This window comes from Corynebacterium sp. HMSC059E07 (genome assembly GCF_001814395.1).
GTDB lineage: Bacteria > Actinomycetota > Actinomycetes > Mycobacteriales > Mycobacteriaceae > Corynebacterium > Corynebacterium hesseae.
Genome location: NZ_KV816333.1, coordinates 1 through 26,736, shown reverse-complemented (window position 1 = coordinate 26,736; position 26,736 = coordinate 1). Strand labels below are relative to the sequence as shown.

27 protein-coding genes and 1 pseudogene are annotated in these 26,736 nt (G+C 61.2%); 14 read left to right on the top strand and 14 right to left on the bottom strand.

What is annotated here, in order from left to right; translation table 11 throughout:
* Positions 1-130: 130 nt before the first annotated feature.
* Entirely contained in the window at positions 131-1,057 is a 927-nt protein-coding gene (locus HMPREF2967_RS10320) for a DUF1906 domain-containing protein (RefSeq protein ID WP_070563298.1), read from the top strand.
* Between the two features lie 23 nt (positions 1,058-1,080).
* On the opposite strand, the gene HMPREF2967_RS10315 is transcribed toward HMPREF2967_RS10320, so the two are convergent.
* The 6 genes from HMPREF2967_RS10315 to HMPREF2967_RS10290 form a co-directional block, all read right to left on the bottom strand.
* Entirely contained in the window at positions 1,081-2,103 is a 1,023-nt protein-coding gene (locus HMPREF2967_RS10315; RefSeq protein ID WP_070686349.1) for a hypothetical protein, read from the bottom strand.
* Positions 2,104-2,152: 49 nt separating this feature from the next.
* Entirely contained in the window at positions 2,153-3,799 is a 1,647-nt protein-coding gene (locus HMPREF2967_RS10310; protein ID WP_070531594.1) for a solute symporter family protein, read from the bottom strand.
* A gap of 3 nt (positions 3,800-3,802) precedes the next feature.
* Positions 3,803-4,147 (bottom strand): DUF485 domain-containing protein, encoded by a 345-nt coding sequence (locus HMPREF2967_RS10305; RefSeq protein ID WP_070523091.1) that lies wholly within the window; start codon positions 4,145-4,147, stop codon positions 3,803-3,805.
* Between the two features lie 434 nt (positions 4,148-4,581).
* The gene (locus tag HMPREF2967_RS10300; protein WP_070523088.1) at positions 4,582-5,439 is read right to left on the bottom strand and encodes an aldo/keto reductase; all 858 of its coding nucleotides are present in this window, start codon (positions 5,437-5,439) and stop codon (positions 4,582-4,584) included.
* Positions 5,440-5,603: 164 nt separating this feature from the next.
* On the bottom strand, positions 5,604-5,960 hold the full coding sequence (locus tag HMPREF2967_RS10295; RefSeq protein ID WP_010187736.1) for an FKBP-type peptidyl-prolyl cis-trans isomerase: 357 nt from the start codon (positions 5,958-5,960) through the stop codon (positions 5,604-5,606).
* Between the two features lie 172 nt (positions 5,961-6,132).
* The gene (locus tag HMPREF2967_RS10290) at positions 6,133-7,425 is read right to left on the bottom strand and encodes a citrate synthase (protein WP_083299257.1); all 1,293 of its coding nucleotides are present in this window, start codon (positions 7,423-7,425) and stop codon (positions 6,133-6,135) included.
* A gap of 151 nt (positions 7,426-7,576) precedes the next feature.
* Here HMPREF2967_RS10290 and serC point away from each other — a divergent pair, with 151 nt between their 5' ends.
* The 3 genes from serC (at position 7,577) to HMPREF2967_RS10275 (ending at position 10,881) form a co-directional block, all read left to right on the top strand.
* Positions 7,577-8,707: a phosphoserine transaminase gene (gene serC / locus HMPREF2967_RS10285; protein ID WP_070565690.1), complete on the top strand. Its 1,131-nt coding sequence runs from the start codon at positions 7,577-7,579 to the stop codon at positions 8,705-8,707.
* A gap of 154 nt (positions 8,708-8,861) precedes the next feature.
* Entirely contained in the window at positions 8,862-10,037 is a 1,176-nt protein-coding gene (gene sepH / locus HMPREF2967_RS10280) for a septation protein SepH (RefSeq protein WP_070683890.1), read from the top strand.
* Between the two features lie 13 nt (positions 10,038-10,050).
* Complete coding sequence (locus tag HMPREF2967_RS10275; RefSeq protein ID WP_070686347.1) at positions 10,051-10,881, top strand: DUF6928 family protein; 831 nt, start codon at positions 10,051-10,053, stop codon at positions 10,879-10,881.
* On the opposite strand, the gene HMPREF2967_RS10270 is transcribed toward HMPREF2967_RS10275, so the two are convergent.
* From HMPREF2967_RS10270 to HMPREF2967_RS10260, 3 genes are all read right to left on the bottom strand, one after another.
* Positions 10,833-11,654 carry a TrmH family RNA methyltransferase gene (locus tag HMPREF2967_RS10270; protein ID WP_070523069.1) on the bottom strand — a complete coding sequence of 274 codons (822 nt, stop codon included), beginning with the start codon at positions 11,652-11,654 and terminating at the stop codon, positions 10,833-10,835. The two genes, HMPREF2967_RS10275 and HMPREF2967_RS10270, sit on opposite strands and share 49 nt — an antisense overlap.
* A gap of 44 nt (positions 11,655-11,698) precedes the next feature.
* On the bottom strand, positions 11,699-13,102 hold the full coding sequence (locus HMPREF2967_RS10265) for an NCS2 family permease (protein ID WP_070523067.1): 1,404 nt from the start codon (positions 13,100-13,102) through the stop codon (positions 11,699-11,701).
* A gap of 126 nt (positions 13,103-13,228) precedes the next feature.
* Positions 13,229-13,858: a DUF3027 domain-containing protein gene (locus HMPREF2967_RS10260; RefSeq protein WP_319803319.1), complete on the bottom strand. Its 630-nt coding sequence runs from the start codon at positions 13,856-13,858 to the stop codon at positions 13,229-13,231.
* A 56-nt stretch (positions 13,859-13,914) separates the two neighbouring features.
* On the opposite strand from HMPREF2967_RS10260, the gene HMPREF2967_RS10255 reads away from it, so the two are divergent.
* Both HMPREF2967_RS10255 and HMPREF2967_RS10250 read left to right on the top strand, forming a co-directional pair.
* Complete coding sequence (locus tag HMPREF2967_RS10255) at positions 13,915-14,820, top strand: glutaminyl-peptide cyclotransferase (protein ID WP_101736171.1); 906 nt, start codon at positions 13,915-13,917, stop codon at positions 14,818-14,820.
* Positions 14,821-14,831: 11 nt separating this feature from the next.
* Positions 14,832-15,413 carry a DUF2771 domain-containing protein gene (locus tag HMPREF2967_RS10250; protein ID WP_070686345.1) on the top strand — a complete coding sequence of 194 codons (582 nt, stop codon included), beginning with the start codon at positions 14,832-14,834 and terminating at the stop codon, positions 15,411-15,413.
* 129 nt (positions 15,414-15,542) lie between these two features.
* Here the strand turns inward: HMPREF2967_RS10250 and HMPREF2967_RS10245 are convergent, their stop codons facing one another.
* Positions 15,543-15,923 (bottom strand): cold-shock protein, encoded by a 381-nt coding sequence (locus HMPREF2967_RS10245; RefSeq protein WP_070686343.1) that lies wholly within the window; start codon positions 15,921-15,923, stop codon positions 15,543-15,545.
* Positions 15,924-16,447: 524 nt separating this feature from the next.
* Between HMPREF2967_RS10245 and HMPREF2967_RS10240 the strand changes: the two genes are divergently transcribed.
* Positions 16,448-17,098, top strand: a complete 651-nt coding sequence (locus HMPREF2967_RS10240; protein WP_070523053.1) for a resuscitation-promoting factor Rpf1 domain-containing protein — start codon at positions 16,448-16,450, stop codon at positions 17,096-17,098.
* A gap of 101 nt (positions 17,099-17,199) precedes the next feature.
* Here HMPREF2967_RS10240 and HMPREF2967_RS10235 read toward each other — a convergent pair whose 3' ends face one another.
* Positions 17,200-18,156 carry an ABC transporter permease gene (locus HMPREF2967_RS10235; protein WP_232748464.1) on the bottom strand — a complete coding sequence of 319 codons (957 nt, stop codon included), beginning with the start codon at positions 18,154-18,156 and terminating at the stop codon, positions 17,200-17,202.
* 112 nt (positions 18,157-18,268) lie between these two features.
* Between HMPREF2967_RS10235 and HMPREF2967_RS10230 the strand changes: the two genes are divergently transcribed.
* Positions 18,269-18,871 carry a TetR/AcrR family transcriptional regulator gene (locus HMPREF2967_RS10230; protein WP_232770821.1) on the top strand — a complete coding sequence of 201 codons (603 nt, stop codon included), beginning with the start codon at positions 18,269-18,271 and terminating at the stop codon, positions 18,869-18,871.
* Between the two features lie 141 nt (positions 18,872-19,012).
* Here the strand turns inward: HMPREF2967_RS10230 and HMPREF2967_RS10225 are convergent, their stop codons facing one another.
* Positions 19,013-19,198 carry a hypothetical protein gene (locus HMPREF2967_RS10225; RefSeq protein ID WP_070523044.1) on the bottom strand — a complete coding sequence of 62 codons (186 nt, stop codon included), beginning with the start codon at positions 19,196-19,198 and terminating at the stop codon, positions 19,013-19,015.
* Positions 19,199-19,291: 93 nt separating this feature from the next.
* Here HMPREF2967_RS10225 and HMPREF2967_RS10220 point away from each other — a divergent pair, with 93 nt between their 5' ends.
* From HMPREF2967_RS10220 to HMPREF2967_RS10205, 4 genes are read left to right on the top strand one after another with little or no spacing between them, the layout of a single operon-like run.
* Entirely contained in the window at positions 19,292-21,394 is a 2,103-nt protein-coding gene (locus tag HMPREF2967_RS10220) for a helicase-associated domain-containing protein (RefSeq protein WP_070686430.1), read from the top strand.
* Between the two features lie 37 nt (positions 21,395-21,431).
* The gene (locus HMPREF2967_RS10215; RefSeq protein WP_070686340.1) at positions 21,432-23,069 is read left to right on the top strand and encodes a DNA repair helicase XPB; all 1,638 of its coding nucleotides are present in this window, start codon (positions 21,432-21,434) and stop codon (positions 23,067-23,069) included.
* A 4-nt stretch (positions 23,070-23,073) separates the two neighbouring features.
* The gene (locus tag HMPREF2967_RS10210; RefSeq protein ID WP_070686338.1) at positions 23,074-23,712 is read left to right on the top strand and encodes a DUF3239 domain-containing protein; all 639 of its coding nucleotides are present in this window, start codon (positions 23,074-23,076) and stop codon (positions 23,710-23,712) included.
* On the top strand, positions 23,713-24,843 hold the full coding sequence (locus tag HMPREF2967_RS10205) for a pyridoxal phosphate-dependent aminotransferase (protein ID WP_070686336.1): 1,131 nt from the start codon (positions 23,713-23,715) through the stop codon (positions 24,841-24,843).
* Between the two features lie 66 nt (positions 24,844-24,909).
* Here HMPREF2967_RS10205 and HMPREF2967_RS10200 read toward each other — a convergent pair whose 3' ends face one another.
* Positions 24,910-25,533: a TetR/AcrR family transcriptional regulator gene (locus tag HMPREF2967_RS10200; protein WP_070686335.1), complete on the bottom strand. Its 624-nt coding sequence runs from the start codon at positions 25,531-25,533 to the stop codon at positions 24,910-24,912.
* 182 nt (positions 25,534-25,715) lie between these two features.
* Between HMPREF2967_RS10200 and HMPREF2967_RS13565 the strand changes: the two genes are divergently transcribed.
* The gene (locus tag HMPREF2967_RS13565; protein ID WP_369816038.1) at positions 25,716-26,090 is read left to right on the top strand and encodes a GAP family protein; all 375 of its coding nucleotides are present in this window, start codon (positions 25,716-25,718) and stop codon (positions 26,088-26,090) included.
* An 11-nt stretch (positions 26,091-26,101) separates the two neighbouring features.
* A complete protein-coding gene (locus HMPREF2967_RS13470; protein ID WP_232770820.1) occupies positions 26,102-26,425 on the top strand; it encodes a GAP family protein in 324 nt (107 codons plus the stop codon).
* Between the two features lie 108 nt (positions 26,426-26,533).
* Here the strand turns inward: HMPREF2967_RS13470 and HMPREF2967_RS10190 are convergent.
* Positions 26,534-26,736 (bottom strand): annotated as a pseudogene (locus HMPREF2967_RS10190) (anion permease); the annotation flags it as partial.

Here is a 26,736-nt window from a genome sequence, read left to right as displayed (position 1 = left end):
AGGCGCACCTGTGCACCCACCCATACTAATTGTGGTGCAATTTTAGACCATCGTGGCTAAAGTGACTTCAGATACTTTCTTCGGCCCCATCTTTGTCAGCCCACTTGACCCTCGCTAGGAGAACTCCATCATGTCTTTGTCCCGCCGTTCCCTTATCAAAGCCAGTGCCCTCGCGCTGACCGCCGGTGCCATCGGCAGCCAAGCACCCGCTGCGCTCGCCGTGGGTCCAGCTGTGGGCACCATCATTGACTTCTCCGCCGGTGTCCCTTCTGCGCGCGCCATCAAGGCCGCCGGCCACCTCGGCGCCATTCGCTATGTTTCCCAGCGCCGCCCCGGCGCTAACTGGATGCAGGGCAAACCCGTCACGCTGGCGGAAACGAAGGCCAATGCCGCTGTCGGCCTGAAGACCGCCTCCATTTACCAGTTCGGCCGCGCCGAGACCGCCGACTGGCTCAACGGTGCGGCGGGTGCCGCCGTCCACGCCCCGCAGGCCATCGCTATTCACAAGGCCGCTGGCGGGCCGACGGGCCGCCCAATCTACATCGCGATCGATGACAACCCCACCCGCGCCCAGTATGAGAACCAAATCCGCCCCTACCTCAAGGCCTTCTCGACGGCGCTGAGCGCGGCCGGCTACCAAACCGGCGTGTACGGCAATTACAACGTCATCGACTGGTGCGTCAACGACCACATTGGCCAGTTCTACTGGATGCACGATTGGGGCTCGGGCGGCAAGATTCACCCGCGCACCACCATCCACCAAAAAGCCAAGAACCAGGCCACCATCGACGGCGTGACCTGCGATATTAACACCGTCTACGCCAATGACTGGGGTCAGTGGACCCCGGGCCAAGGCGCGGTGACACCGCCCAAGGTCAAGGACATCCCGAGCGTGCCGGACAACATCCCGCTGCCCAACATCACCCTGCCGGATCCCACTGGTCGCGGCTCCAGTGTGAGCAGCGATGGCATCACCATTGCTGGTTCTTCCATCAGCAATGACCAAGTCCGCGGCGCGGTGGATATCCTCAACACCGTGCGCAAGTCCATGGGCTAAATGCCCTGCTGCGGCGCAGTCCCCTACCGTGCCGCAGAGGTCTTCGAGGCCGACGTTCTAGACGTTGGTTGAGAGGACGGCGCAGAAGAAGACGGCTCCGAAGATGTCGCGGCAGCCGGCGTCGCTGTCGTGGAGGTCGCAGTGGGCGCAGCGCTGGACGTCGTCAAGCGCGTGGCAACAGCACCAGGATTAGCCAGCGCCTCCTTGTTCAGGTTGTTGCCCTTCACCAGGTTCTTACCGGTGATCTCCTTGCGTACATAAGACGTGAGTTCCTGAGCGCTTCCTTCGATGGATGCAGCCACGACAAAGTTCTCTCCAAAAGACACCGAGGAATGACGATCCTTGCTGTCCGACCATCCCCACTTAGAGCCCACGACGTCGCTCAGCTTCGCGGTGCCATAGTTCTGTTGATATCCGTCGGCAGATACAGCATCGGCGTGGGACATAGCTACCAGCACAGGATGGGTCGGATCATCCTCCATGAGCTGAACAATGAACCTCACAACGTCGTACGTAGAGGTCATGGAATGCCCCCAGTCCTCCCCCGCGGACGTGGACTCCAAGCCATATTCCTTAGCAATGGCATCGATGGATCGCGGATATTTCTCAAAGAGCTGTGCGGCACTCTCGTCAGAGGAATCAGCAACCATATCCAACGCTAGGTACTTGTCCTCGAAAGACCCGCGTTCCAGCACGTAGGTTGCGATGTAGAGCTTAATCAAGCTCAGCGCATAGCGCGGCTGGTGTTCAGTGGTCGAGCCCATGTGCATGCCCGTCTCAATGCGGTAATACGTGATGGCCTTGGACTCATCGCCCTTGAGGAACTGACCTACTGAGTCCGGGACAGCAGCCAGCTGCAGCTGGCCTTTCCGATGTGTGATGGGGCCAGGTTTGCGTGCGCTGGTCTGCGCTGAACCGCCGGCCATGGAGTCTTCTTCGTGCGCTGGCGAGCACGCAACGAGAGAGGCTGCACCGAGTACGCACGCCAGAAGGGCGGCGCCAGCTCGCACTGACGCCGCCCTGTGAGAAGGCTGAGAGTAAAACACGATGTTTGATTCTACTCTCTACCGCCTGAAACGGTGTGATTGAGGCGTTTTAGTGATCCACCGGAGCCTCAACACCCACACCAGTCAGGGAACGAACCTCCATCTCTGCGGACAGCTCTTCCAGGTTGTCCGGCGGGGTCATGATGGAGACAATCCAGCCCGCGAAGAATGCCAGCGGGATAGTGACCAGGCCCGGGGAGGACAGCGGGAAGATGGACCAGTCGGCATTCGGGAACATCGAGGTCGGGGAACCGGATACCGCCGGGGACAGGAAGATGAGTACCAAGCAGGAGATAACACCGGTGTACATCGATGCCACAGCGCCCGCGGTGTTGAAACGGCGCCAATACAGGGAGTACAGGATGGTCGGCAGGTTCGCGGATGCCGCAACCGCGAAGGCCAGGGACACCAGGAAGGCAACGTTTTGGGTCATGGCCAGAATGCCCAGAATGATGGCGACAATACCCAAGACAACCACGGTGATCTGGGAGACGCGGACCTGCTCAGCCTCGGTGGACTCGCCGTTGCGGATAACGGAGTGGTAGATGTCGTGCGCGATGGAGGCCGATGCAGTAATGGCGAGGCCGGCGACGACAGCCAGAACGGTAGCGAAGGCCACCGCAGAAATGACCGCCATAAAGATGGAGCCACCGATTTCCAGGGCCAGCAGCGGTGCCGCGGAGTTTGCACCACCCGGTGCGGCGAGGATGCGGTCCGGGCCCACCAGGGCGGCAGCGCCGTAGCCCAGGACCAGGGTCATGAGGTAGAAGGCACCGATGATGACGATGGCCCAGGTAACGGAGCGGCGAGCCTCGGTCGCGGTCGGCACCGTGTAGAAACGCATGAGAACGTGCGGCAGGCCGCCAACGCCGAGAACGAGGGCAATACCCAGGGAGATGAAATCAAGCTTGGTGGTGAGGTTCTTGCCGTACTTCAGGCCCGGCTCCATGATCTGGGAGGCTTCGTAGCCGCCCTCCTTGATGGCTTCGGAATTAGCGTGCATATCAATCGCCTGGGTAAAGAGTGCGCTGAAGCCACCTTTCAACAAGACAAAGGTGAGGATGCACATGATGACCACGCCGGTCACCAAGAGCACGGCCTTGATCATCTGCACGTAGGTCGTGCCCTTCATGCCGCCAACAAGAACGTAAACGATCATGAGGATGCCCACGATGCCAACGACGACGGCCTGCCACTTGAAGTCGTGAATATTCAAGAGCACGGCCACAAGGGAACCTGCGCCGGCCATCTGCGCGATGAGGTAGAACAGCGACACGAACAGGGTCGAGATAGCCGCTGCCACGCGCACCGGGCGCTGCTTAAGGCGGAAGGACAACACGTCCGCCATGGTGAAGCGGCCAACGTTGCGCATCGGCTCCGCGACGAGCATCAGTGCAACGAGCCAGGCGACGAAAAAGCCGACCGAGTAGAGGAAGCCGTCATAGCCGTTGAGCGCAACGGCGCCGACGATGCCCAGGAAGGACGCGGCGGACAGGTAGTCACCAGAGATAGCAAGGCCGTTTTGCCGGCCGGAGAAACTACCGCCACCGGTGTAAAAGTCAGAGGCTTCCTTCGTGGACTTGCCGGCGCGAAGCACCACGTACATGGTGACAACGAGGAAGGCCGCGAAGACTGAGATATTCAGAATCGGGTTGCCGGCGGAGGATTCCGCTGCGGCCAAGGTTATGGTCTGCATTGTTTAGCCCTCCAGTTCCTGGCGAATGGCCGCTGCCTGCGGCTCGATGTTCTTGTTGGCGTAGTTGACGTAGATGTACGTGATGATGAAGGTTGTCAGGAACTGGGCTAGGCCGAAGACAAGGCCAATGTTCCAACCGCCACCAAGTTCTATCGCCATGAAGCTGGGCGCAAAGACCGCAGCCAGCACATAGAGGACGTACCACACAAAGAACGCCACAGTCATGGGGAAGGTGAATTTGCGGTACGCGCTGCGCAGCTTGGCAAACTGCGGGCTGTCACGCATCTCGATGAACTCTTGCGGCGTAGGTTCGCGGCGCGAGTTAATCGAAGCAGGTGCGTCAGTCATGTCGCTCTCCTTACAAGGGGTCTTTTCTCCACAAACCGCGGTGAGAGACAAGAGGTAGTGTCTTCAATCACGTTTTGCCTTGCACAGTAAGTTACCTAACCGCTCTTGCAAGGTTGTAAATCCTGCCAAGAAAAGTTAATAACATACACTTTCGCTACCCCCTACCCTTGCAACTACAAGGGATTTCTATCTCGCTGCTAGCACCCCCACAGGAGATTCCAAAGGAAGAATCTAATTTAGCAAACCGAAACTTCACAGAGTCTTTCACAGATCTTCACTCCCCCACCCCTCACGATTCCCACTTCCCTGGGTACGCAACAAAGCCCGCCTTCAGCGTCCTCCCCTCTCCCCTAACGATGTAGAAAGAAAGAGCAAGGCGCTGAAGGCGGGCTCCACCGCTCGCGGGCGTTTGGTTACGCCCCACGTGTTTCGGCTTAGGCGCCAGGGAACTCTCGCGGGTCCTTGAACATACGGCCAAAGCCTTCCTGGCCATCAAGCGCATCAAGAGCCGCTACGTCTTCGGAAGTAAGCTCAACCTCTGCGGCAGCGAAGTTTTCTGCAAGGCGCTCCCGGCGGCTGGACTTCGGGATAACAGAAATCCCCTTGCTCAGCAGGTACGCCAACACCGCCTGTCCGGCAGTGATGCCATGCTTTTCGGCGACGGACTCAACCACCGGGTTGTTGAGCACAACGCCGCGCGCCAACGGCGACCAAGCCTCCGTCACGATGCCGTGCTTGGCATGGAATTCGCGCAGCTCCGGCTGAGTGAAGCCCGGGTGCAGCTCCACCTGGTTGAGAACCGGGACGATACCGGTCTCATCAATCAGGGTTTGCAAGGTTTCCTCATAGAAGTTGGCCACGCCAATCGACGCAATCTGACCCATGCCCTGCATGCGGGCAATCTCCTCGAACGTCTCCACATAGAGCCCACCCTGCGGCCACGGCCAGTGGATGAGGTAGAGGTCAAGGTAGTCCAGCTGCAGTTTGTCCAAGGATTCACGGAAGGCTTGGCCTACCTTGTCCTTACCGTGATGGTCGTGCCAGACCTTGCTGGTGATAAACAGCTCATCCCGGGTTACGTCACCGGCCTTCATGGCCTCATTCAGTGCCTGCCCAAGTTCTTCTTCATTCTCGTACAGAGTCGCAGTATCGAAGTGGCGGTAGCCCAGATCGATGGCTTCACGCACGGAGCGGATGAGATCCTCTCCGCGCAGCTTGTAGGTTCCGAGACCCATCAGCGGCATCTCGCGGTCATCATTGAACGTGGTTTGTGGGACACTCATGTCCCCCATTGTGCCGCACTTTAACTCCCTGTGGGGGCGAAGCATAGCTCCTCAGCGCTTTAATCCGAACCTACGCACGCGAAACGCCCTGCTCGGCCGTGCAGTAGCGCACGGCCGGGCAGGGCGTCACTGAGGGAAACAGAAAGGGCTAAGCCCTTTCCTTGCCCTTTCCTTTAGGCGCGAATGAGATCGATGACGAAGGTCAGCGTGCGACCCGACAGCGGGTGTGCGCCACCGGCCGGGCCGTAGGCCTTCTCCGGCGGGATGACCAGCTTGCGGCGGCCGCCCACCTTCATACCCGGGATTCCTTCCTGCCAGCCGGCGATGAGGCCAGTCAGCGGGAACTCGATGGACTGGCCACGACCCCATGAAGAGTCGAACTCCTGGTTCGTCTCGTAGTCAACACCAACGTAGTGGACCTCAACGAAGCCGCCCGGCTGGGCTTCGGCACCGTCACCCACCACGATGTCTTCGATGACAAGGTCCTGGGGAGCAGGCTCCGTTGCCGGCTCAATTACGGGCTTTTCCATTGGGGATTATCCTCCTTGGATTACTTTCTTCTTTGCTGGCCGCATACGCGTGGGCCGAGCCACAACGTTCCCCAGTATAAGCGGAGATGAGAGGCTCGGCCCTAGAAACCCAGCGTATGGGCTATACGTCAAGCCACGGCGGCCTGTTAAAGACCACCGTTCAGGCTACCGTTTAGCGCTCGCTACGCGGGGTGACCTTACGCAGGGTCTCGCCGGTGTAGATCTGGCGCGGACGGTTGATCTTGGTGTTGAGCTCAAGCTGCTCGCGGTACTGAGCAATCCAGCCCGGCAGGCGGCCGATGGCAAAGAGGACGGTGAAGAAGTCCGTCGGGAAGCCCATGGCGCGGTAGATCAGGCCGGTGTAGAAGTCGACGTTCGGGTAGAGCTTGCGGGAGACGAAGTAGTCGTCGTTCAGCGCAATCTCCTCAAGCTTCATAGCCAGGTCCAGCATCGGATCGCCACCGAGGTGATCGATGATCTCGTGAGCGGTGTCCTTGACGATGGCCGCGCGCGGGTCGTAGTTCTTGTACACGCGGTGGCCGAAGCCCATGAGGCGAACGCCCTTTTCCTTGTTCTTCACGCGGTTCATGAAGTCGGTTGCGTCACCACCGTGGTTGTTCTGGATATCCTCGAGCATCTCCAGAACAGCCTGGTTAGCACCACCGTGCAGCGGGCCGGACAGGGCGTTGATACCACCGGCGATAGCAACGAACAGGTTGGCCTGAGCGGAGCCGATCATGCGGACGGTGGAGGTGGAGCAGTTCTGCTCGTGGTCAGCGTGCAGGATAAGGAGCTTATCCAGAGCCTTGGCCACGATCGGGTCGACCTCATAATCTTCAGTCGGGTAACCAAACATCATGCGCAGGAAGTTCTCGCGCGCGTTGAGCTTGTTATCCGGGTACATGTAGGGCTTACCCTGCGATGCGCGGTAAGCATAAGCGGCCAACATCGGCACCTTAGCCAGCAGGCGGACGGTTGCCTTATCCAGCTGCTCCTCATCCAGCGGGTTGAGCTGGTCCTGGTAGTAGGCGGAAAGAATGTTGAGGGAGGAGGCTAGAACAGCCATCGGGTGCGCGTTGCGCGGGAAGATGTTGAAGGCTGCCTTGAAGTCCTCATCCAACAGGGTGTGGTGACGGATCTCGTTGTTGAACTTGGACAGCTCATCCTCGGTGGGCAGGTGGCCCTTGATCAACAGGTAAGACACCTCGTTGAAGGTGGCGTTCTCAGCCAAGTCCGCGATGTCGTAGCCGCGGTGGCGGAGGATGCCTTCCTCACCATTAATAAAGGTGATCTTGGATTCGGTAGAGCCGGTAGACGCATAGCCCGGGTCAAAGGTGACTAGGCCGGTCTCGTTACGGAGCTTGCCAATATCGAAGCCGGAGTCACCCTCCGTGGACTGCTTAATGTCCATCTCGTACTCGCCGCCGGGGTACTGCAGTACAACCTTGTTCTTTTCAGAAGCCACGTATATTCCTTTCCTCAATGTTCAACGCCGACCGCAGCCGGCGCGACAGATCTAAACCTCTTCACACTCTAGCAAAACCTGTGACTCTGCCAACATTGGCAATCCTGGCAAAGTATCTAATGCGCGAACGAAATTAGGCTACACTGCCCACATGAGCAACTCAGAACTCGTCCTGCCAGCAGATCTCCTCCCCACCGACGGCCGCTTTGGCTGCGGGCCCTCGAAGGTCCGCCCCTCCCAAATTGAGGCAATCACCGCGGGTGCCAGCACCATCATTGGCACCTCGCACCGCAAGCCAGCCGTCAAGAACCTCGTCGGTTCCATCCGCGAAGGGCTTTCCGAGTTGTTTTCCCTGCCAGAAGGCTATGAAATTGTCCTCTCCCTTGGCGGTGCCACCGCGTTTTGGGACGCGGCGACCTTCGGCCTGATTGAGAAGAAATCCGCCCACCTCAGCTTCGGCGAATTCTCCTCTAAGTTTGCTAAAGCCGCAGCCGCCGCCCCCTGGCTCGACGCCCCGCTCGTCACCGAAGCCGAGGTCGGCACCGCACCTGATCCGAAGGCAGCTGATGCCGAAGGCGCCGACATCATCGCGTGGGCCCACAACGAAACTTCGACTGGAGCCATGGTTCCGGTGACCCGCCCCAACCCCGAAAACGCGGAGCAGCTCGTCGTCGTCGACGCCACGTCCGGCGCCGGCGGCCTGCCCGTGAATATGTCGGATGCCGACGTCTACTACTTCTCCCCGCAGAAGTGCTTCGCTTCCGACGGCGGCCTGTGGCTGGCGGCCATGTCCCCGGCAGCCCTCGAGCGCATCGAGAAGATTAACTCCTCCGATCGCTTCATCCCACCCTTCCTCAACCTGCAGACCGCCGTGGACAACTCCCGCAAGAACCAGACCTACAACACCCCAGCTGTGGCCACGCTGCTCATGCTGGAGAATCAGGTGCAGTGGATGAACGCCAACGGCGGCCTCGACGGCATGGTCAAGCGCACCACGGAGAACTCCTCCATCCTGTACAACTGGGCAGAGTCCCGCCCGGAGACCACCCCCTTCGTGGCCGAGCCTGCCGCACGTTCCCTCGTGGTGGGCACCATCGACTTCGAGGACTCCGTCGACGCAGCTGCGGTTGCCGCGACGCTGCGCGCCAACGGCATTCTCGACGTCGAGCCTTACCGCAAGCTGGGCCGCAACCAGCTGCGAGTGGGCTTGTTCCCGGCGATCGACTCCGCGGACGTCACCAAGCTCACCAAGGCTATCGATTACGTTTTGGACAACCGATAGCCTTCGCCCGCCACTCCTTGCACCACGCAACAACTTTGTTTGCACCTATTTGTTGAGTCATACAACATGCCCCGCGCTCTTGCCAGAGTTCGGGGCATGTTCTGGGTAAAGTGGATTTCATCACATGTCCGCTACCAGGCTAAGGAGCGCCATCATGCGCGAGATTTTCCTCGCACCCAGCGACTCAACTGACACCTCGCTCGTCCTCCGGGCCGAGGATGGTGAGGAGTTCTTCCTCGAGGTCACCGACGAGCTTCGCGAGCTTTTCGCTCCCGCCGACTCCGCCGACTCCGACTCCGCGAAAGAGGCATCCGACCACACCACGCACGAGGCCGGGAACGCCACCGACGATTCCTCCCCCACTTCTGCACAGGCTTCGCGCTCTGCTGGTTTGCACACCGTGATGCCATCTTCTGGTGGCTCCCCTTCCTCTCCGCAGACTCAGCACACGCAGCAGGCGCAAGAAATCCGCCTGCGCCCCAATGAGATTCAAGCCCGCATCCGCGCCGGTGCCAGCGCCGCTGAGATCGCCGAGGAGCTCGACGTTCCGGAATCCCGCATCGAGCCTTTTGCGCACCCGGTGCTTTTGGAGCGGGCGCGCATTGCGGACGTCGCCAAGCAGGCGCACCCCATCCGCGAGGATGGCCCGGCCAAGCTCACCCTGTGGGAGATCCTGGCCACCGCATTCGCCGCACGTGGGCACTCGCTGTCGGAGGCAACATGGGACGCCTACCGCCATCAAGGTGAACCGTGGATCCTGCGCATCACGTGGAAGACGGGGCTTTCCGCCAACGAAGCGGAGTGGACCTTCAAGCAGACGATGTCCTCCCCGGCCACGGTGGAGGCACGCAATTCCGTGGCCGCAGACCTGACGGACCCGGACTTCGTGCAGCCGGTGCGTTCGCTGACCTCCGTGGGCCGTGGCGAGCGCTATGACGAAGCCATCGATGGGCGTGACTACGCCGAGGGCCGAGAGGTCAACGAGGACGCGCGCGCTGGAGCCCCCGGCGTAACGGAACTGTCTTCCTACACCGGCAACGCAAATGAGAACACTGAGGCGGAGGCCGACGTCACTGCCGAGCCTTCCGTGCTTCCCTCCCCGCGCGGTGGGGAGCACCCCGCCGAAACCGGCGCCGATGAAAACGCAGATGCCCGCGACGAGGGCGCGGCGGCACAGCCGGAGGAGAAGGAAACGGGCGTAGACGAGGACTTCCTCCAGAACCCAGATCCGGAACCCAAGCCTGCCAAGCGCCGCCGTAAGGCCGTCACCCCGCACTGGGAAGATGTGCTGCTCGGCGTTCGTTCCTCTACCAAGCGCCCCCGCGATTAACGAGTAGCCTGCCGTGGATACCCAAAGCGCTGTTCTCACTCTCTGGTACGTCACCGCCGCCGATCCCTCCGAGGTTCTCCGCGGCGAGCCCAAGGCTGACCGCGGTTTCGGCCGCAAGTTTCTCGCTCAACTCAACCCCTCCCTACCGGTAACGCCTATCGGGCAGTTCCCCCTTAACCGTTCCGCCGAACCCGGCGCGAGCGAGTTCTACATCGGCGGCTACCCCGGTGTGGCCGTCGTGCAGACCATCATTCATGATGACCAGCTGATCCTCTCGCAGCTCTCCCGCACCCTGCGCGAGGCCGTGCCGGCAGAGGAGATTTACGCCTTCACCTCTAACCCCGAGACTGGCTATGCCGGCTTTGCGCACTGGACGCGCAGCCGCCTGCGCCGCTCCCTGTGTGGAACGCGCTTTAACCTCTACGAGGATCATGGGCTGCCCGAAACCTTTGAGGCCCCCTACTGGGCCGGGGAGATGGACGAGCCCGCAGGTGGGATTGCCCTGCCCTTTGAGCCGCTCACTATCACCCAGGCGGCCCAGGAATTCTGGCTGGGCATCGAAGTGGGCGAGGACGGCCCAGACGTGGACGTCGTGGGCTATGCCACCGACGGCCGCCCCGAGCCCAAGGTCGATACTCCCCCACCGCGCCGCACCGTGGCTGAGGTGGCCACAACCTCAGTGGCGAAGCTGGGGCTCAATGATTATGACGACTACGAAGAGCACGACCTCGAGCCGGAATCCACCGGCGAAGAGATCGTCCGCACCGCCAAGCACCTCGGCGGGCTCGTGCGCCGCTATGCAGTGTCGACGTCACGGAGCCTCTGGGAACGCTGGCGCTCGTAGAAGGCAATTGCCGCCGACGTCGCCACGTTGAGGGAATCCGTGCCCTCCGCCATGGGGATACGCGCCCTCACATCGGTGGCGCGCATGGCATGCTCGGTCAGGCCTGGGCCCTCCGCGCCAACCAGCAGCGCCACCTTCTCCGCCCCCTCCAGGGCGTCGGCGATATGCACGGCCTCCGGATGCGGGGTCAGCGACACCAGCCTGAAGCCTTGGTCGCGCAGCTTCTCCAGCCCGCGCTGCCAGGTGGTAAAGCCGCCATCGAACCGAGCCCAGGGCAAACGCAGCACGTGCCCCATGGAAACACGCACCGAGCGCCGGTAGAGCGGATCCGCAGCTCCCGAGCCTAAGAGGATGCCATCAACATCCATGCCCGCGGCGTTGCGGAAGAGCGAGCCGATGTTCTCATGATCACCCACACCTTCCATGATGGCCAGGGTGCGAGCGCCCTCAATGACTTCATCCACGGTCCAGGCCTCTGCGCGGTCGGCTGCGGCAACCAGCCCGCGGTGCATGTCGAAACCTGTGACCTCCCCCAACGTTGCTCGAGTGACCTGATAGACGGGAATATCGCCAACATCGTGGTTCGCTAGGAAAGTGTCGAGCTTTCCTTCAAAGCCGATGATGCAGCGCACCGGGAATCGTGAGGCGAGCAGGCGCTCCACGCACAGTGGGCCCTCACCAAAGACGAAACCCTCGCCGGACTTGTCCGCGTGCTTGAGATCGCGGATATCGTCCAGGCGAGGGTCTGTGGGGTCATCGATGACAAAACGCATGGCCCCTAGTTTAGGCACAGGGCCGCGTGCTCACCCCAGGCGGGCTAAGCCAGCAGCGAGCTGATGGGCTCCATGGCGAAGTAGACCACGAAGAGGGCGGCCACGAGCCACATGATCCAGTGCACCTTCTTGGCTTTGCCGGCAAAGGTAGCCATCAGGGCATAAGCGATGAAGCCCACACCAATACCGTTAGCAATGGAGTAGGTAAAGGGCATGACCACGATGGTCAGGAAGGCCGGGATGGCCTCCTCCATGCGGTTCCACTCGATGTCCTTGAGCTGTGCCGCCATCATCACGCCCACGACGACGAGGACGGGGGCCGCTGCCTCAATGGGCACGATCTCGTAGAGCGGGGTGAGGAACATGGCCAGCAGGAAGATCACACCGGTCACTACGTTGGCCAGGCCGGTGCGGGCACCGTCACCGATGCCGGCCGCCGAATCCGCAAACACCGTGTTGGAGGAGACCGAACCGGCGCCACCGGCAACGGCGCCAAAGCCCTCAACCACCAGGGCGGTCTTCATCTCCGGAAGGTTGCCTTTCTCGTCCACGAGGTTGGCTTGCTTGCCCAGGCCGTTCATGGTGCCCATGGCGTCGAAGAAGTTGGTGAGCAGCAGGGTGAAGATCAGCAAGACCGTGGAGACCACGCCGAGTTTGGTAAAGGCGCTGATCGGATCGACCTGGCCCACAATCGAGAGATCCGGCAGACCACCCAAGGAACTGGGCACCTCCGGAGTGGCCATGCCCCAGTCCTCGGAACCGGTCAGCGCCTGAATGATCATGGCGATGATGGTGGTAATGACGATGCCGATGAACAGTCCGCCGCGGACCTGACGGATGACGAAGAAGGCGGAGAGAATCAGGCCCACGACGAAGACGAAGGCCGGCCACGTAGCGATCGAACCGTTAACGCCCAGGCTCACCGGAACTGTGGTCATCGCGGCATCCGGGACGCGGGTGACAAAGTGACCATCCACGAAACCGATGAGCGCGATGAACATACCAATACCCACGCCCATCGCCGCCTTCATGGAGGCCGGGATGGCATCGAAAACGGCCTGGCGGAAGCCAGAGATGGCCAGCAGGACGATGATGATGCCTTCGATGACGACGAGGCCCATCGCCTCGCGCCATTCCAGGCCGTTGAGGGAAACCATCGTCACGGCGACGAAGGTGTTCATACCCAGGCCCGCAGCCATGGCGAATGGGTAACGGGCGATCATGCCGAAGGCGATGGTCATGACGCCGGCCACCAGTGCTGTGGCGGCGGCGACCTGCGGGATGCCCAGGGTGGTACCGGCAGCGTCAGCGGACGTGCCCAGGATGAGAGGGTTGAGGAGGATGATGTAGGCCATCGCGAAGAACGAGACCACGCCGGCGCGGACCTCGGTTCCCACGGTGGATCCGCGTTCGGAAATCTTGAAATAGCGATCGATAGCTGCGTTCATCGTGAGAGAGCGCCCCTTCTATCTAGAGAAATGAAGTTTTACCTGCTAAGGGTGCTCCATCCAGGTACTAAAACGCAAACCCCGCACGCTGCGTCGTTGCTGCGTGCGGGGAGCAAGGCGAGCCTCTTAAAAGATCGGCTTCTCATCATCAAAGGGACGCTCCTGCTCCGATCCCTCCTCACGGATGGTCGTGCCGGAATGCGCACCACAGCCATAGGTGGCGTGCACCACTTTCCCATCCGCCGAGTATTCATTGGCACAGACACCATAATTAGGCATCAGCTCGAGATAGAAAGCACAGGTTTTGCACTGCAGCTGCGCCTGCGCCGCCATCTCCGAATTAGGCCCATACTTCTTGCGCCAGCGCTCTTTGGCTTCCTTGAGGCCTGCCTCGGAAAGCTTCCCTTCATCAAGCCTTTCGTCATCGGGCGCGGGCGGCATGAGGTCGCCCGGGCCAAGGTCCCCTGGGCGCAGGCGCTCGGAATAGGGCACCCACTCGGGTGCTTGGAGGGCCTGGCCGCCGGGAACGAGCGCGACCTCGTTAACGGTCGGTGTGCGCGAGCCCTCCGCGCAGGCGACGACAGCATGCCACTCCCACCCCGGATAGCCCGGCACGTGGGCGTCGAAACGGTGAGTGGCCACGTTGCGGCCTACTCCGGCAACGCCGCGGTGCTTGCCGACGTCCCCCTCACCTACCTCTTCCACAGCCCGGCGCGCCAAGTCGACGGCGGTCGAGTCGAGAAGCGGGGAATGCATCTTTTTCTTGCGAGTCACCCTCCCATTATTAATCACGCACCAAGGCATAGTGCACAATGACAGTCATGGCCCTCCCGCACCTCACTCTCGCATCTCGCGCACTCGCTGCAGCTCTCTCCGCCGGCGCTCTCCTCGCACCGCTCACGTCGTGTTCCTCCCAACCCGCAGGCGATCGCGCGGTGTCGCCTGCCTCTTCGGTGTCGTCTGCCTCTTCGACGTCGTCTTCCTCGTCGAAGGGGGACGGTGGGACGTCGCCAAGCGCACGCTCCCCAGAGCGCTTGGGCGTTACCGTCCTGGACACCGTACCCCTGCCGCCCGATACCTTTACCCAGGGCCTGGAGGTTGACCCCGATGGCAACCTGCTGATCGGCACCGGGCTCAACGGCAAGTCCCGCCTGCTGCGCCTCAGCCCGGGTGCAGAGGCCCCGCAAGAGGAAACCTCGCTTGAAAGCTCATTCTTCGGCGAGGGAATCACGCAGACCGACGCCGGCATCTGGCAGCTGACCTGGAAATCCGGGACAGCTTTCCTGCGGGATTCCGCCACCTTCGAGGAACTGGACCGCGCTAGCTATGACGGCGAGGGCTGGGGCCTGTGCAACGCGGGATCCGAACTCATCCTGTCCGACGGCTCCGCCAAGCTGCGTCACCTGGATCCGAAGACCTTCGCAGAGCTCGGCCCGCGCACCGAAGTCACCCTCGACGGCTCCCCCGTGGATAACCTCAACGAGCTTGAGTGCGTCGATGGTGCGGTCTATGCCAACGTCTGGATGAGCGAGGATATCCTGCGCATTGACCCGGAATCCGGCGCTGTCACCGCCGTGATCGATACCGCAAACCTCAACCATTCCCCTTCTACGGATCCCAACGCCGTCCTCAACGGCATTGCCCGAATCCCGGGCACCGACGAGTTTTGGATCACCGGCAAGCTCTGGGATGAGCTGTACCGGGTGCGCTTCGAGTAGGATTCTCAGCCATGGCTACCGTGAAGCAAGCAAGGAAGAAGTCGCTGCTGCAGTTTCTGGCACTCATCATCGCCGTGGCGGTCATCGTCGTGGCGGTGGTGCTGTTCCAAAAGTGGAGGAATGACCGCCCGGGCCCCGAGCCACAGGACGTCACCATCACGGCCACGGTGGACTCCGACACCCTTGACGTTGCACCCTATAGCGTCTGCGAGCCTGGCACCGACTGCAAGGAGGGCGAGGTTCCCAACCTCACGGTGGGCCCCGATGACACCCTGAAGTTGGAGATCCCCGAGGCCATCTCCAACCACGAGTGGTCCGTGCTGTCCATCTATGATGACCCGGCCGCCAATGACAGCACCTCTCACGGCGCCAACGAGACCACCTCGCTGGACATCCCCGGCTCTGTGCCGCCGATTGAGGCCTCCACCGGTGAGCGCCCCAAGCTGATGGTGGTGGAGATTTCTACGCTCATGATTGGCCACGATGCCAATGGCGAGGAGACCCCGATGCAGACGGTGTGGTCCCTGTCCACCATGACAGATAAAGAACTCAAGGAGTCCAAGGCCACGGGCGAAGCACCAGCTGAGAAGTAGCGCCCCCTGCCCCCACCGATCGACAAAGTGCCCTAGCTGCCAAACTTAGGGCTGATCATTGAAAAATCAGCCTAGCTTTTGGCAACTCGGGCACTTTTCAGTCATCGGCCTACGAATGTAGGCCGCCCCTTAGCTATCCAAGTCCCTGGCAATAGCGCGCAGAATCTCAGCCACCTGACGGCCGGTCTTGCGCTCTGGGTAGCGGCCCTGGCTCAACACGGGCTGTACTTGGGTTTCGAGCAACGTCATGACGTCGGAAAGCATGCTCGACAGCTCCTCCGGCTTGCGGGCCGGGGTACGGCGGCGCGGGGAATCAAGGACCTTCACGCGCAGCGCCTGCGGGCCGCGACGGCCAGCAGCGAAGTCGAACTCGATTCGCTGGCCTTGATACAGCTCATCAACACCCTTGGGCAGCACGTTGCGGCCAACGTAGACGTCTTCATCGCCGGGGTTGCTGACAAAGCCGAAGCCCTTGTCCGCGTCATACCACTTCACTTTGCCGATAGGCATGGTTCTTCACTCACTTTCTTTCCGTCTCTCCTCTTATGAAAGCTTAGGCGCTGCCATGCGCCAGGCCTATAGGCCGCAAGCATTCCGGGACGAGGAGGCGCGGCGTAATTAATACTGAAGCGGCCGCGCGGAGGAACTATCCGTGGAACTTATAAAGAGATACATCTTAACCTCCCCACGCTCCGCCAGAGAAACTTGCCCCAGGGTTCACCCCATCAACCACACCCATAACATGCGTGATGTAGCTAACATTGCCGCCGCGAACAGGGGAAACATAGATAAATTGCCATGATTGTTACCGTTTTGGAGCATTTAACGTGACTGTTTCGTTATAAACCGCTACTCTTTCCCACAGGCACTTCGGCCACCGGCCGTGGAAGTCTCGCCCCAGACACAGTCCGGGCTTCCACTAGGCGGCCGCACATGATGTGCATGACTATGAACATCAACTGCAAGACACTATGCCGGACTGGGCATCATCTGGGCGCGAGAAAGCAAGAACAACCTAGAGAAGGAATACTTTAATGGGACGCCACTCCGCTAAGAACAAGTCCATCGCCACCAAGTTTGCCGCCTCCACCGTTGCCGTGGGCGCCGCCGCAGCCATCATGGCACCGAACGCTGCCGCTGCACCGGATTCCGATTGGGACCGCCTCGCGCAGTGCGAGTCCGGCGGCAACTGGGCCATCAACACCGGCAACGGTTACCACGGCGGCCTGCAGTTCAACGCTCAGACCTGGCAGGCCTACGGCGGCGGCGAGTTCGCTCCGACCGCTAACCTGGCAACCCGCGAGCAGCAGATCGTTGTTGCTGAGCGCACCCTGGCACAGCAGGGTTGGGGCGCATGGCCGGCTTGCTCCGCAAGCCTGGGCCTGAACTCCGCCCCGACCCCGCGTGATGCAAGCGCAGCCGCAGCCCCGGCCGAGGAGAAGACCGCTCCGGAGGCTCCGGCTGACGCCCCGCAGGCCGTTCAGGAGGCCGCTGAGGAGCCCACCGATGAGCTGGCTTCCGACGCCCTCTACTCCCTCATCCAGGACACCGCCACCCAGTACGGCCTGACGATCCCGGCATCCTTCACCGAGCAGTACAAGGCAAACCGCCACGACTTCAACGCCTTCTACTCCGCCAACCGCCACGTCATCGACCCGCTGGCACAGGTTCTGGCTGCACGCTAAGCAGCGCGCAGCGCCGTGCAAGCACGGCACATCGAGGCAAAACTCTAACTACATAAAAAGAGACTGGATGGTGTCCTCCATCCAGTCTCTTTTGGTTTTGCTTAAACCTTTTCCTCAACGGCAACGTCTTCCTTAGCGCGCGACCTATCGAAGGCCAGCAACACTAGACCGACAACGATCCACAGCCCCAGTGCCCACCACGCATGGACGGCACCATTGCCATCAAAGAAGGACAGTGAACGGACCAAGTGGCCCGTCGCGCCGATGGGCATCCACTGCCCCAGCGTCGACCACCCGGCAGGAAGCAGCCATGGTCCCGTCGCCAGACCCGACAGCGGGTTCGCCAGGAAGATGGTCGCCACAGCACCGATTCCGATGCCCGCGGCCCCCATCACTCCCGCGAGGCCGGCGGTTACCGCAGAAGTCGCAAGGATACCCGCTGCGATGGCCATCCACTCGGCAGCGAAGCTGCCACCGAGGGTTCCATAAACCGAGTGCAGCATCCACGTAGCAATAAGCGCACCCACCAGCGCGATACCAACGAGCACTCCCATCTTGATCCACTTCTTACCACGGAATGCAAAGGTGGCAATGACAGCGGAAATAATGCCACCAAAAGCTAGCGGAAGGCCAAGCAATGCAATGCCGCTTGCCTGCGGGTCCTCCTTCGTCGTCGGTGCCAGCTCCCGCTTCTCCACGGTCATCCCCTGAGCCTCGAGCTGGCTCGCAAGACCGTCAACCATCGCAACGTAGGGAGCACCATTTCCCGCGGCCGTGAAAGCATTCGCGCCCTGAGGAGAGATAGCGAGGCCGCCAACAGCCTCACGCTGTAGCACCGCGTCTCGCACCTCCGCCTCGCCGTGCTTCACGACGATCTCCGGGGCCTCATCCCCAGCCGCGCTCTCAATCTTCTGCGAGATGCCATCGAGCATGGGCTCCGGTACAGAGACCGCAATCGGCACTCCGGCTGGCCCGGATGCAAAGGTGGGCGCCAAGAATGCCCACAGCATGAGACCGATAACGATGGGGATCCCCACGATGGCAGCTATCGATTTCACAGCAACCGATGGCTGCTTTCTTTCCCGACTTTTCACCGCTGACATTACATAGCCTCCAAACGGAACAGGATGTTTCACTTACAAAGTGGAGCATAGTGTTCCGTTTGATATGATGCAAGCCGTGAGACAAGATGCAGCAGAAAACAAGCAAGCCATCGTCGCAGCAGCCAGGCAGCTGCTCATCACCGAGGGACCGGGCGTATCCATGCGCTCAATCGCCAAGAAAGCTGGCGTGAGCGTCGCCACGGTCTCACGCCACTTCCCCGAGCGGCTCTCCCTCATCGTTGCCATCACCAGCGCGGAGGTAGCGAACATCAAGGAAGAGGTGGACAGCCACCTGCAAGGCTTCGACGAGGACCCCGAAGGCACCTGGCGCGATATCATTCATCGCATCGCCGGCCTTAACTTCGCCGCCGTTGTTCAAGCTGCGGCAGCCGAAATGAACACTGCTGCGTTCTCAGACGATGACGCGCAGAAGATCGCTGCCCATCGCACAGCAGAACTGAAATCGATCTACCAACCGATGATCGAACTCGCGCGGCAAGCAGGCCTCTGCCCCGAGTCCCTCACCCCACTCGAACTTCACATCGGCATCGGTCTCATCACCCGCCCGCTGCCCAGAACGCCAGTGAGCACCGACTATCTATCAGGTATACAAGCCCAGCTCATCGATACGCTGCTCGACGGCTTTAAAGCCCAAGCCCGTGCCGACTAGTTCCCGTGCCGACTAGTTGAGGCGCAAGTACATTACAAACACGTATAGCCCCACCGAGGAGAACATTCTCGGAGGGGCTGAAAGCAGGCCAGTCAGGCTCAGCACATTCGCTAAGTGAAGCGCAGATTTCTGCGCGCCAACTTAGCGGTTGATGCGGGTGTACGGGTGTACGTAGTTCAGCTTCTCTGCCGGCATCGGCAGAATCAGATCGTCACCATACGGGCTGGATGCGCCAGCAAACGGTGCAGTGATCTCAGTAATGACGTGCTCGCGGGGGCTGTTCTTCGGCCAAGCCGGGGATACGAAGCCTTTGTTCTCATTCGACATGCTCCTTATTATTCCAAACCCTGCGCCGAAAAGTAACTTAATCACCCAACGAGGGCCCCATCCCTCCCCCGCCTACTAAACTTGATGGCCATCATGACCTCCCCCTCAAACCGCGCCCACGTCACCGAGAGCTACCGCGAATGGCTCAGCCAACTACCCGCTGAAGACTTACGCGCCCTGTTGAGCAACCGCAGCGATGTTCTCTCCCCCGCACCGAAGGACTTCGACGCGCTGGCCTCGCGCCTGACACTTCCGATGCATGTCGCGGATGCCTTGGCGGCAAGCAACGCCGAGCAGCTCGCTGCCTTGGAGGACATCGCACAACGCGGCGGTGAAGTCGACATGGTGGAAGACCCCAACCCCACAATCACGAAACAGCTCAAGGAGCGCGGCCTCGTCTTCGGCAACGCCTCGCAGGTGCGCATCGTCACCGCCGTCATGGGCTCGCTTCCCACCGGCTGGTCGCTGCGCAATCAAGTCGAGTTTGACGCACAAGACATCGAAGCGCTCACTCCAGAAGAGCGCCATATCCTCGACGCATTGGCCAAGGGCGATGGCGTGGGATACACCACTGACACCGAGCCGGATATCAACTCTGACGACCCCGCCAAGCGCCTGCTGGCCAAAGGTTTCCTGGAGCGCATCAATGCCCACTCGGTACGCCTGCCGCGCGCACTTGCCCGTGCACTGGTTGGGGACGCCACCCCGCCCATCCCCACCGCTCCTTCGGGCCGCGCCGGCACCCCGGAACCGGATTCAAAAGCAGACGACGCCGGTGCCGCGGCGGGCCTCGAGGCCGTGCGTGGCATGGAGAGGCTCATCGAGTTGCTCGGTAGCCACCCGATCGCGCTGCTCAAGGATTCTTCGGTGGGCGTTCGCCCGCTCAACCAGTTGGCGAAGGACCTCGCCTTGGATAAAGAAGAAGTCGGGCGGCTTATTGCTCTAGGACACCACGCCCGGCTTCTCCACCGCGGCGAGCCGGATGGCTTAGAGGGCCACTTCCTCGCCCCCACTACCGGCTCCCAGGAATGGCTCGAGGCCGATCTCGGGGAGAAGTGGCGCATTCTTCTCGACGCCTGGCGTACCTCCCCCTGGGCCACATGGAGCGATACTCGGGTGCTCGCAGACGACAGCGCAGTGCGCCGTCTGCCCCGCTTCCGTAGCTTCGTCCTGGGTGTCTACGCTCACTCCGCAGTCGCGCTGAACACCGAAGAGTTCTGGGAGGATCTGCGCTTTCGCTCCCCACTCTTTGCCAGCCACACGCGCACGCTGACCATTGAGAATCTGCGCGCCGAAGCCGAATGGATCGGTGCCATTGCACTGGGCAAAGCCACCCGCGTGCTGGCTGATTCCGCCGCGGCCGCCAGCCTCGTCCCCGATACCGTCAGCGAATTCATCATCCAACAAGACCTCACTGTCCTCGTGCCCGGCCCCCTTGAACCAGACACGCACCGTACCCTCGCCTCCCTGGCGGACCTCGAATCCCCAGGCTTGGCCAGCGTGTACCGCATCAGCGAGTCCACCATTCGCCGTGGCATGGACCAGGGTCTGACCGCCCAAGAAATGACCGACTTTTTGGAAAAGCATTGCCCGACGGGCGTGCCGCAGGCGTTGGGGTTTGTCATCGGGGACGTCGCCAAGCGCCATGGCACCCTCCGCAGCGGGCCGGCGCTCTCATACCTGCGCAGCGAGGACCCCGCGCTCTTGGAGCTCGCCGTCGCATCCGTTCCCGATCTGCGCCTGCTCGCGCCCACCGTCGCGGTATCGCAACTGCGCGTGGGCGAGTTGCTGGAGAAGCTGCGAGCGAAGGGCCTATCCCCCACCCCGGAGGATGAATCCGGCGCTTCCCTTACCGTCGCCCCCGAGCCCTACCTTTTGCCCACGCCCCGCACGAAGCCGCGCAAGCGCGAGCCCGCCTCGGTGGAGCAGGCGCTTCAGGCTTTGCAGAAGTCAGCGCAGGACCCGAGCCAACACCAGGAGGAGGAGCCAGATCCGCTCACCCTGGCCCGCGCCGCCGCGCGCTTCCACGCCGATATCGTGATTTCCTATGCCGATAAAAGCGGAGATCTCCGCGCCGTGACCGTGAAGCCACTTTCGGTCGAAGGCGGCTACATTGATGCCCTAGGCGCCGCGGGAAAGCCCGTGCGTTTCCCGGTTCACCGCATTTCCTCCGTCCGCTTCGCCGACAGGGATTAAGCCCTTCCCTGCCCCACAGAGTAGAAAGGCCCCAGACATGCCCGGACCGCTCATCGTCCAATCGGACAAGACCGTCCTCCTCGAGGTGGATCACCCGCAGGCCGACGCAGCCCGCGCGGCGCTCGCTCCTTTTGCCGAGCTAGAGCGCGCGCCCGAGCACATCCACACCTATCGCATCACCCCACTGGCCCTATGGAATGCACGCGCCGCCGGGCACGATGCTGAGCAAGTCGTCGACGTCTTAGAGAACTACTCCCGCTTCCCGGTGCCGCAGGCGCTGCTGATCGACGTCGCCGAGACCATGTCGCGCTACGGCCGCGTGCGCCTGTTGGCCCACCCAGCCCACGGTCTCATCCTCGAATCGGACGAGCCCGTCATCCTAGAAGAGCTCACGCGCACCAAGAAAGTCAGCGAACTTCTGGGCCCGCGCATCGATGACAACACCATCGCCGTCCCACCCTCCGCGCGCGGGCGGCTCAAACAAGAGCTGCTCAAAGCCAGCTGGCCCGCCGATGACCGCGCCGGCTATGTCGACGGCGAATCCCATCCCATCGCGCTGAGCACCGAGGAAGTGGACTGGCAGCTTCGCGATTATCAGCAGTATGCCGCCGATTCCTTCTGGTCCGGTGGCTCCGGCATCGTGGTCCTGCCCTGTGGCGCAGGCAAGACCATCGTGGGTGCTGCCGCCATGGCCAAAGCCCAGGCCACCACGCTCATCCTGGTGACCAACACCGTGGCCGGGCGCCAATGGCGCGATGAACTACTGCGCCGCACCAGCCTCACGCCGGAGGAAATTGGTGAATACTCTGGCGAGAAGAAGGAAATCAAGCCGATTACCATCGCCACTTACCAAGTGGTTACCCGCAAGACCAAAGGTGAATACCGGGCGCTCGAGCTCTTCGATTCCCATGACTGGGGCCTCATCATCTACGACGAAGTGCACCTCCTGCCGGCCCCAGTTTTCCGAATGACCTCCGACCTGCAATCGCGCCGCCGCTTAGGACTGACCGCCACACTCATCCGCGAGGACGGCCGCGAAGGCGATGTCTTTTCGCTCATCGGTCCCAAGCGCTATGACGCGCCGTGGAAGGAACTGGAATCCGCCGGCTACATCGCCACCGCGGACTGCATCGAGGTGCGCGTGGATATGACGCAGGAGGAGCGCCTGCTCTATGCCACGGCACAGGCGCGGGAGAGGTATAGGATTGCGGCGTCGGCAAGCGCTAAGCTGCGGGCCGTCGACAAGCTGCTAAAGAAGCACGAAGGTCAGCAAGCACTCATCATCGGCGCCTACGTGGACCAGCTGGAGGAGCTCGGTGAGCACCTAGGCGCGCCCGTCATCGACGGCAAGACCTCCACCGCCAAACGCGAAAAGCTCTTCCAGCAATTCCGCGAAGGCGAGCTTCCTACCCTGGTGGTCTCCAAAGTCGCGAACTTCTCCATCGATCTCCCCGAAGCCGCCCTGGCCATCCAGGTTTCCGGCACCTTCGGCTCCCGTCAGGAGGAGGCCCAGCGTTTGGGCCGCCTGCTGCGTCCTAAGAAGGATGGTCAGGAAGCAACCTTCTACACGTTGGTGGCGCGCGAATCGATCGACGCGGAATATGCTATGCACCGACAGCGGTTTTTGGCCGAGCAAGGTTACGCCTACCGGCTGGTGGACGAAGTAGACTTGTGAGCTGATGAAGATTTTCAAGTTTGACGTCAACGAAGACTTTGCCAAGAAGAACAACGAGCTCCTGCGGGATTCCTCGCGCCTGCGCAATTCCGGTCTTATCATGGGCCTGGTTCTTATCCTCGGTGCCGTTGCGGTTTACTTCGGTATGGATGCCGTCTGGCGCATCACGCTGGCAGTCGGCATGGCGCTCTTTGGCATCTTTTGCGCAATTATCGGTGTTATGGCCTCAAGCAAGGTTGGCTCGGCACAGGAGCTCTACGACTCTTATCCGCTAGCCCCCGCCGTCGTCGCGGAGGTCAACGAGCGCGACATGGTCCTCATGGCGCTGGTAAATACCAACGTTGACCCGAAGGCGCCGCCGCGGTGGGGCGCGTGCCTGCGCACCGTCACCAGTATCCCGGGTATTAAGCGCACCGTAGGAACCAAGGTTCCGGTGGCCGCGGTCTCCGGCCAGCGCAGCAGCGGTGACAAAGAGCATTGGCAGCAGATCACCCCCATGCCGATTGCTTGGGGAACCCCGGATGCGGAGACCGTGACGATTGCGCGCAAATCCATTCCGGAGGATCAGTGGCAGCGCCTCGAGCGCGCCCGCAAGCGTCTGACCGATGTGAAGGCTACGAAATACGATTTGTTGGTGCTCTAAATGACTGTTGAGAGACTACGAGAGTTTGGCGAAACCATCTTCGCCACCATGACCGCGCTTGCCGTGAAGAATGATGCGGTGAACCTGGGCCAGGGTTTCCCCGACAGCGACGGCCCGCAGCGCATGCTGGAGATTGCCCAGGAGAATATCGCCGGCGGCAATAACCAGTACGCTCCCCTGCGCGGGGTCCCAGAACTGGTCGACGCCATCGCCGAGACCTACTCTGTGCCGCAGGATCACGTCGTGGTCACCGCCGGTGCTACCGAAGCCATCACCGCCACGGTGCTCGGCCTAGTAGAACCAGGCCAGGAGGTCATCGTCCTTGAGCCTTATTACGACGCCTATGCCGCGGCCATCGCGCTTGCCGACGCCACCCGCATCCCCGTCCCCTTGAAGGAATCCGGCAACAGCTGGGATATCGACGTTGCTGCGGTACGTGCGGCCGTGACCGATAAGACCGCCATGGTCATCATCAATACCCCGCACAACCCGACCGGCTCGGTCTTCTCCCGCGAGGCACTCACCGAGCTTGCCGAGCTCTGCGTGGAGAAGGACCTCCGCGTGTTGGCCGATGAAGTCTACGAAAACCTCACCTTCGGCACCGCCGAGCACGTCAGCATCGCCTCCCTGCCGGGGATGGCCGAGCGCACCGTCACGGTGTCTTCTGCCGCCAAGTCCTTCAGCTGCACCGGCTGGAAGACCGGCTGGGCCATTGCGGAGCCTAAGCTTCTCGACGGCGTCATCAAAGCCAAGCAATTCACCACCTTCGTCTCCACCACGCCCTTCCAGCCGGCCGTGGCGCATGCCCTGCGCTATGAACAAGAATGGCTGGACGGCATGGTGTCTGAGCTTGCAGAGTGCCGCAGCATCCTAGTGGAAGGCCTCAAGCAGCTTGGCTTCCACGTCCACGACACCGGCGGCACCTACTACGTGGTTGCCGATATCTCCTCTACCGGTTTAAACGGCATCGATTTCTGCATGCAGCTGCCCGAAACAAAGGGCGTAGCCGCCATCCCACTGGCCGCCTTCACGGACAACCCGGAACCGTGGCAGCATAAGGTTCGCTTTGCCTTCTGCAAGCGTCCCGAGGTCATTCGCGAAGCCGTGCGGCGTCTAACTGCAGAGTCCTAAGAATTCAGGCTCCTAAGCTTGCCCCTTCTGTCCTGCGCATTCTTGTCTTTAACGGCTTTCAGCCCCCTACATTCCGTTCTGGCCTTTAGGAGAACCGGGTTCTACAATCAGCGCGAGTCCCGAAGCAAGGTCTGCCAGCAACTGCTTCGACGAGTCCACAGGAGCATTGAGGTAGTCGATCGTCAGCCCGTTGACCAGTGCAGTGACAAGACGAGCACCTTGCTCAGGCGACAGCCCTCGGGCCAATTTTCCGAAACGTTGCGCTGATTCGAGACCTTCAGACACTCGCGCTCGAAACTTCGTCACCTCGGCGTCGTATAAGTCAGCCAGCCATTCGCGCGTCGAGGCAGCAGCTCCCACTATGACCCACACAGCGGAATCCTCGCGCTGGACAGGTCCAATTGGCAAAAGTTCAGCAAGGCGACCGTGGAAGGCCGCATGAAAATCCGTCGCATCGGATTGAGTAAGAGCCCGCGACTCCTGGCGCTGCAACGACCTGACAAAAGCTTTCGCGATGATGTCGTCCCGTTTACCCATCTGGTACTGGACAGTCCCAGGCGCGACGCCAGCTTCAGTGGCGACATTGCGCACGCTCAGGGCATCGAGGCCCTGGCTGACCATCACTCGAATAGCAGCATCAGCGATCATTGCGGCGGTGCCGGTGATGGGTGTGTTGCGATCAACGGACATGGAGCTCCAATCTTGCGTAGCTCAGATGCGATGAGCCATTCATAAGTGTAGTTGCACTCGCGCATTGCGCCTCATACAATCGTACCAAGCCCGCGATTAATACGAACGTACGACGCTGGATTGAGGCCTCTTGCGAATCTAAGGTCAAACTCCCCGCAAACACCCGACTACTGGAGAATTCCATGTCAGACTTCCTTCCCCTTGCTGGCCTTGCACTCGTAGATAGTTTGAGTGCAGGAACCCTTGTCATTCCTATTGCACTGATTGTTATCTGGCGACGAGTACGTTTAGGCCTATTGGGCACCTATCTCGCTACGATCGCCACGGCCTACTGCGGCCTTGGTATTGCGCTTCTATTAGGGTTCGATGCAGCAGTATCGAGACTTTCTGGCGTAAGCGAGACTGATTGGTTCCGGTGGGTGACTCTTGTACTGGGCGCGGGGCTTTTCATCTTCGGTGCGTTCTCACCAAACCCAAAAAGCCCGCAGCCGCGCAGACCGCCGGCCCAGAAGTACCAAAGAGTCGGGCTTCTCGCCTTGCACGGGGCGCGTCACTGAGTGCGACCGGCATGGTGGGGCTTGCGCTAGGTGCTGCCGTCGTCGAGGCTGCGACGATGTTGCCTTACCTGGGCGCAATGGGAATTATCCAGTCTATGTCTTTCGGGTTTAGCGGCAAGGTCGCGCTTATTGCGGGGTACTGCATCATCATGGTCCTACCGGCAACTCTTATGGCTGCCATTGCAGGCGCAGCGGGGCCGGCTATCTTTCCTCGTCTGGAGCGCGCCATCCGTCGGCTGGAGTATGAAGCGAAAGTGACGTTGCTGTGGATCGCGGCAATTGTGGGAGTCTACATGGCGGCATCGAGTGCACAAGGGCTCGGATTGATCGGTTGAGTGCCGGGCTGAACGTTGAGCGATAGCGCCGATTGAAGAGCCCCTTCCTGCAGAGCTAGCCCCCCGGCCCGTCATAACGGCGGCCGAGAGCTACGTCTTCTTCATCCCCTATCCGATGCCTACCAAGGCGGCAACAGTTGGGAGAAAGAAGAAAATCAGCGCGCCGCCGATTATGTCGAAGCTGACGCCTGTGCGGATCATACGCGCGATGGAAACGCAGCCGGAGCCGTAAACGATGGCATTTTGCCGCGTGGAAATTGGAAGCATAAAGCCAAAGGGGCTCTTCCGGTTTCGGGGTGCGTAGCGGGGTG

Bases quoted from the DNA above. Each gene is read 5' to 3' on its own strand.
- HMPREF2967_RS10320 (WP_070563298.1), top strand. From the start codon at position 131: ATGTCTTTGTCCCGCCGTTCCCTTATCAAAGCCAGTGCCCTCGCGCTG.
- HMPREF2967_RS10310 (WP_070531594.1), bottom strand. From the start codon at position 3,799: ATGCAGACCATAACCTTGGCCGCAGCGGAATCCTCCGCCGGCAACCCG.
- HMPREF2967_RS10305 (WP_070523091.1), bottom strand. From the start codon at position 4,147: ATGACTGACGCACCTGCTTCGATTAACTCGCGCCGCGAACCTACGCCG.
- HMPREF2967_RS10300 (WP_070523088.1), bottom strand. From the start codon at position 5,439: ATGGGGGACATGAGTGTCCCACAAACCACGTTCAATGATGACCGCGAG.
- HMPREF2967_RS10295 (WP_010187736.1), bottom strand. From the start codon at position 5,960: ATGGAAAAGCCCGTAATTGAGCCGGCAACGGAGCCTGCTCCCCAGGAC.
- serC (WP_070565690.1), top strand. From the start codon at position 7,577: ATGAGCAACTCAGAACTCGTCCTGCCAGCAGATCTCCTCCCCACCGAC.
- sepH (WP_070683890.1), top strand. From the start codon at position 8,862: ATGCGCGAGATTTTCCTCGCACCCAGCGACTCAACTGACACCTCGCTC.
- HMPREF2967_RS10270 (WP_070523069.1), bottom strand. From the start codon at position 11,654: ATGCGTTTTGTCATCGATGACCCCACAGACCCTCGCCTGGACGATATC.
- HMPREF2967_RS10265 (WP_070523067.1), bottom strand. From the start codon at position 13,102: ATGAACGCAGCTATCGATCGCTATTTCAAGATTTCCGAACGCGGATCC.
- HMPREF2967_RS10260 (WP_319803319.1), bottom strand. From the start codon at position 13,858: ATGCATTCCCCGCTTCTCGACTCGACCGCCGTCGACTTGGCGCGCCGG.
- HMPREF2967_RS10255 (WP_101736171.1), top strand. From the start codon at position 13,915: ATGACAGTCATGGCCCTCCCGCACCTCACTCTCGCATCTCGCGCACTC.
- HMPREF2967_RS10250 (WP_070686345.1), top strand. From the start codon at position 14,832: ATGGCTACCGTGAAGCAAGCAAGGAAGAAGTCGCTGCTGCAGTTTCTG.
- HMPREF2967_RS10245 (WP_070686343.1), bottom strand. From the start codon at position 15,923: ATGCCTATCGGCAAAGTGAAGTGGTATGACGCGGACAAGGGCTTCGGC.
- HMPREF2967_RS10240 (WP_070523053.1), top strand. From the start codon at position 16,448: ATGGGACGCCACTCCGCTAAGAACAAGTCCATCGCCACCAAGTTTGCC.
- HMPREF2967_RS10230 (WP_232770821.1), top strand. From the start codon at position 18,269: ATGCAAGCCGTGAGACAAGATGCAGCAGAAAACAAGCAAGCCATCGTC.
- HMPREF2967_RS10225 (WP_070523044.1), bottom strand. From the start codon at position 19,198: ATGTCGAATGAGAACAAAGGCTTCGTATCCCCGGCTTGGCCGAAGAAC.
- HMPREF2967_RS10220 (WP_070686430.1), top strand. From the start codon at position 19,292: ATGACCTCCCCCTCAAACCGCGCCCACGTCACCGAGAGCTACCGCGAA.
- HMPREF2967_RS10215 (WP_070686340.1), top strand. From the start codon at position 21,432: ATGCCCGGACCGCTCATCGTCCAATCGGACAAGACCGTCCTCCTCGAG.
- HMPREF2967_RS10210 (WP_070686338.1), top strand. From the start codon at position 23,074: ATGAAGATTTTCAAGTTTGACGTCAACGAAGACTTTGCCAAGAAGAAC.
- HMPREF2967_RS10205 (WP_070686336.1), top strand. From the start codon at position 23,713: ATGACTGTTGAGAGACTACGAGAGTTTGGCGAAACCATCTTCGCCACC.
- HMPREF2967_RS10200 (WP_070686335.1), bottom strand. From the start codon at position 25,533: ATGTCCGTTGATCGCAACACACCCATCACCGGCACCGCCGCAATGATC.
- HMPREF2967_RS13565 (WP_369816038.1), top strand. From the start codon at position 25,716: ATGTCAGACTTCCTTCCCCTTGCTGGCCTTGCACTCGTAGATAGTTTG.
- HMPREF2967_RS13470 (WP_232770820.1), top strand. From the start codon at position 26,102: ATGGTGGGGCTTGCGCTAGGTGCTGCCGTCGTCGAGGCTGCGACGATG.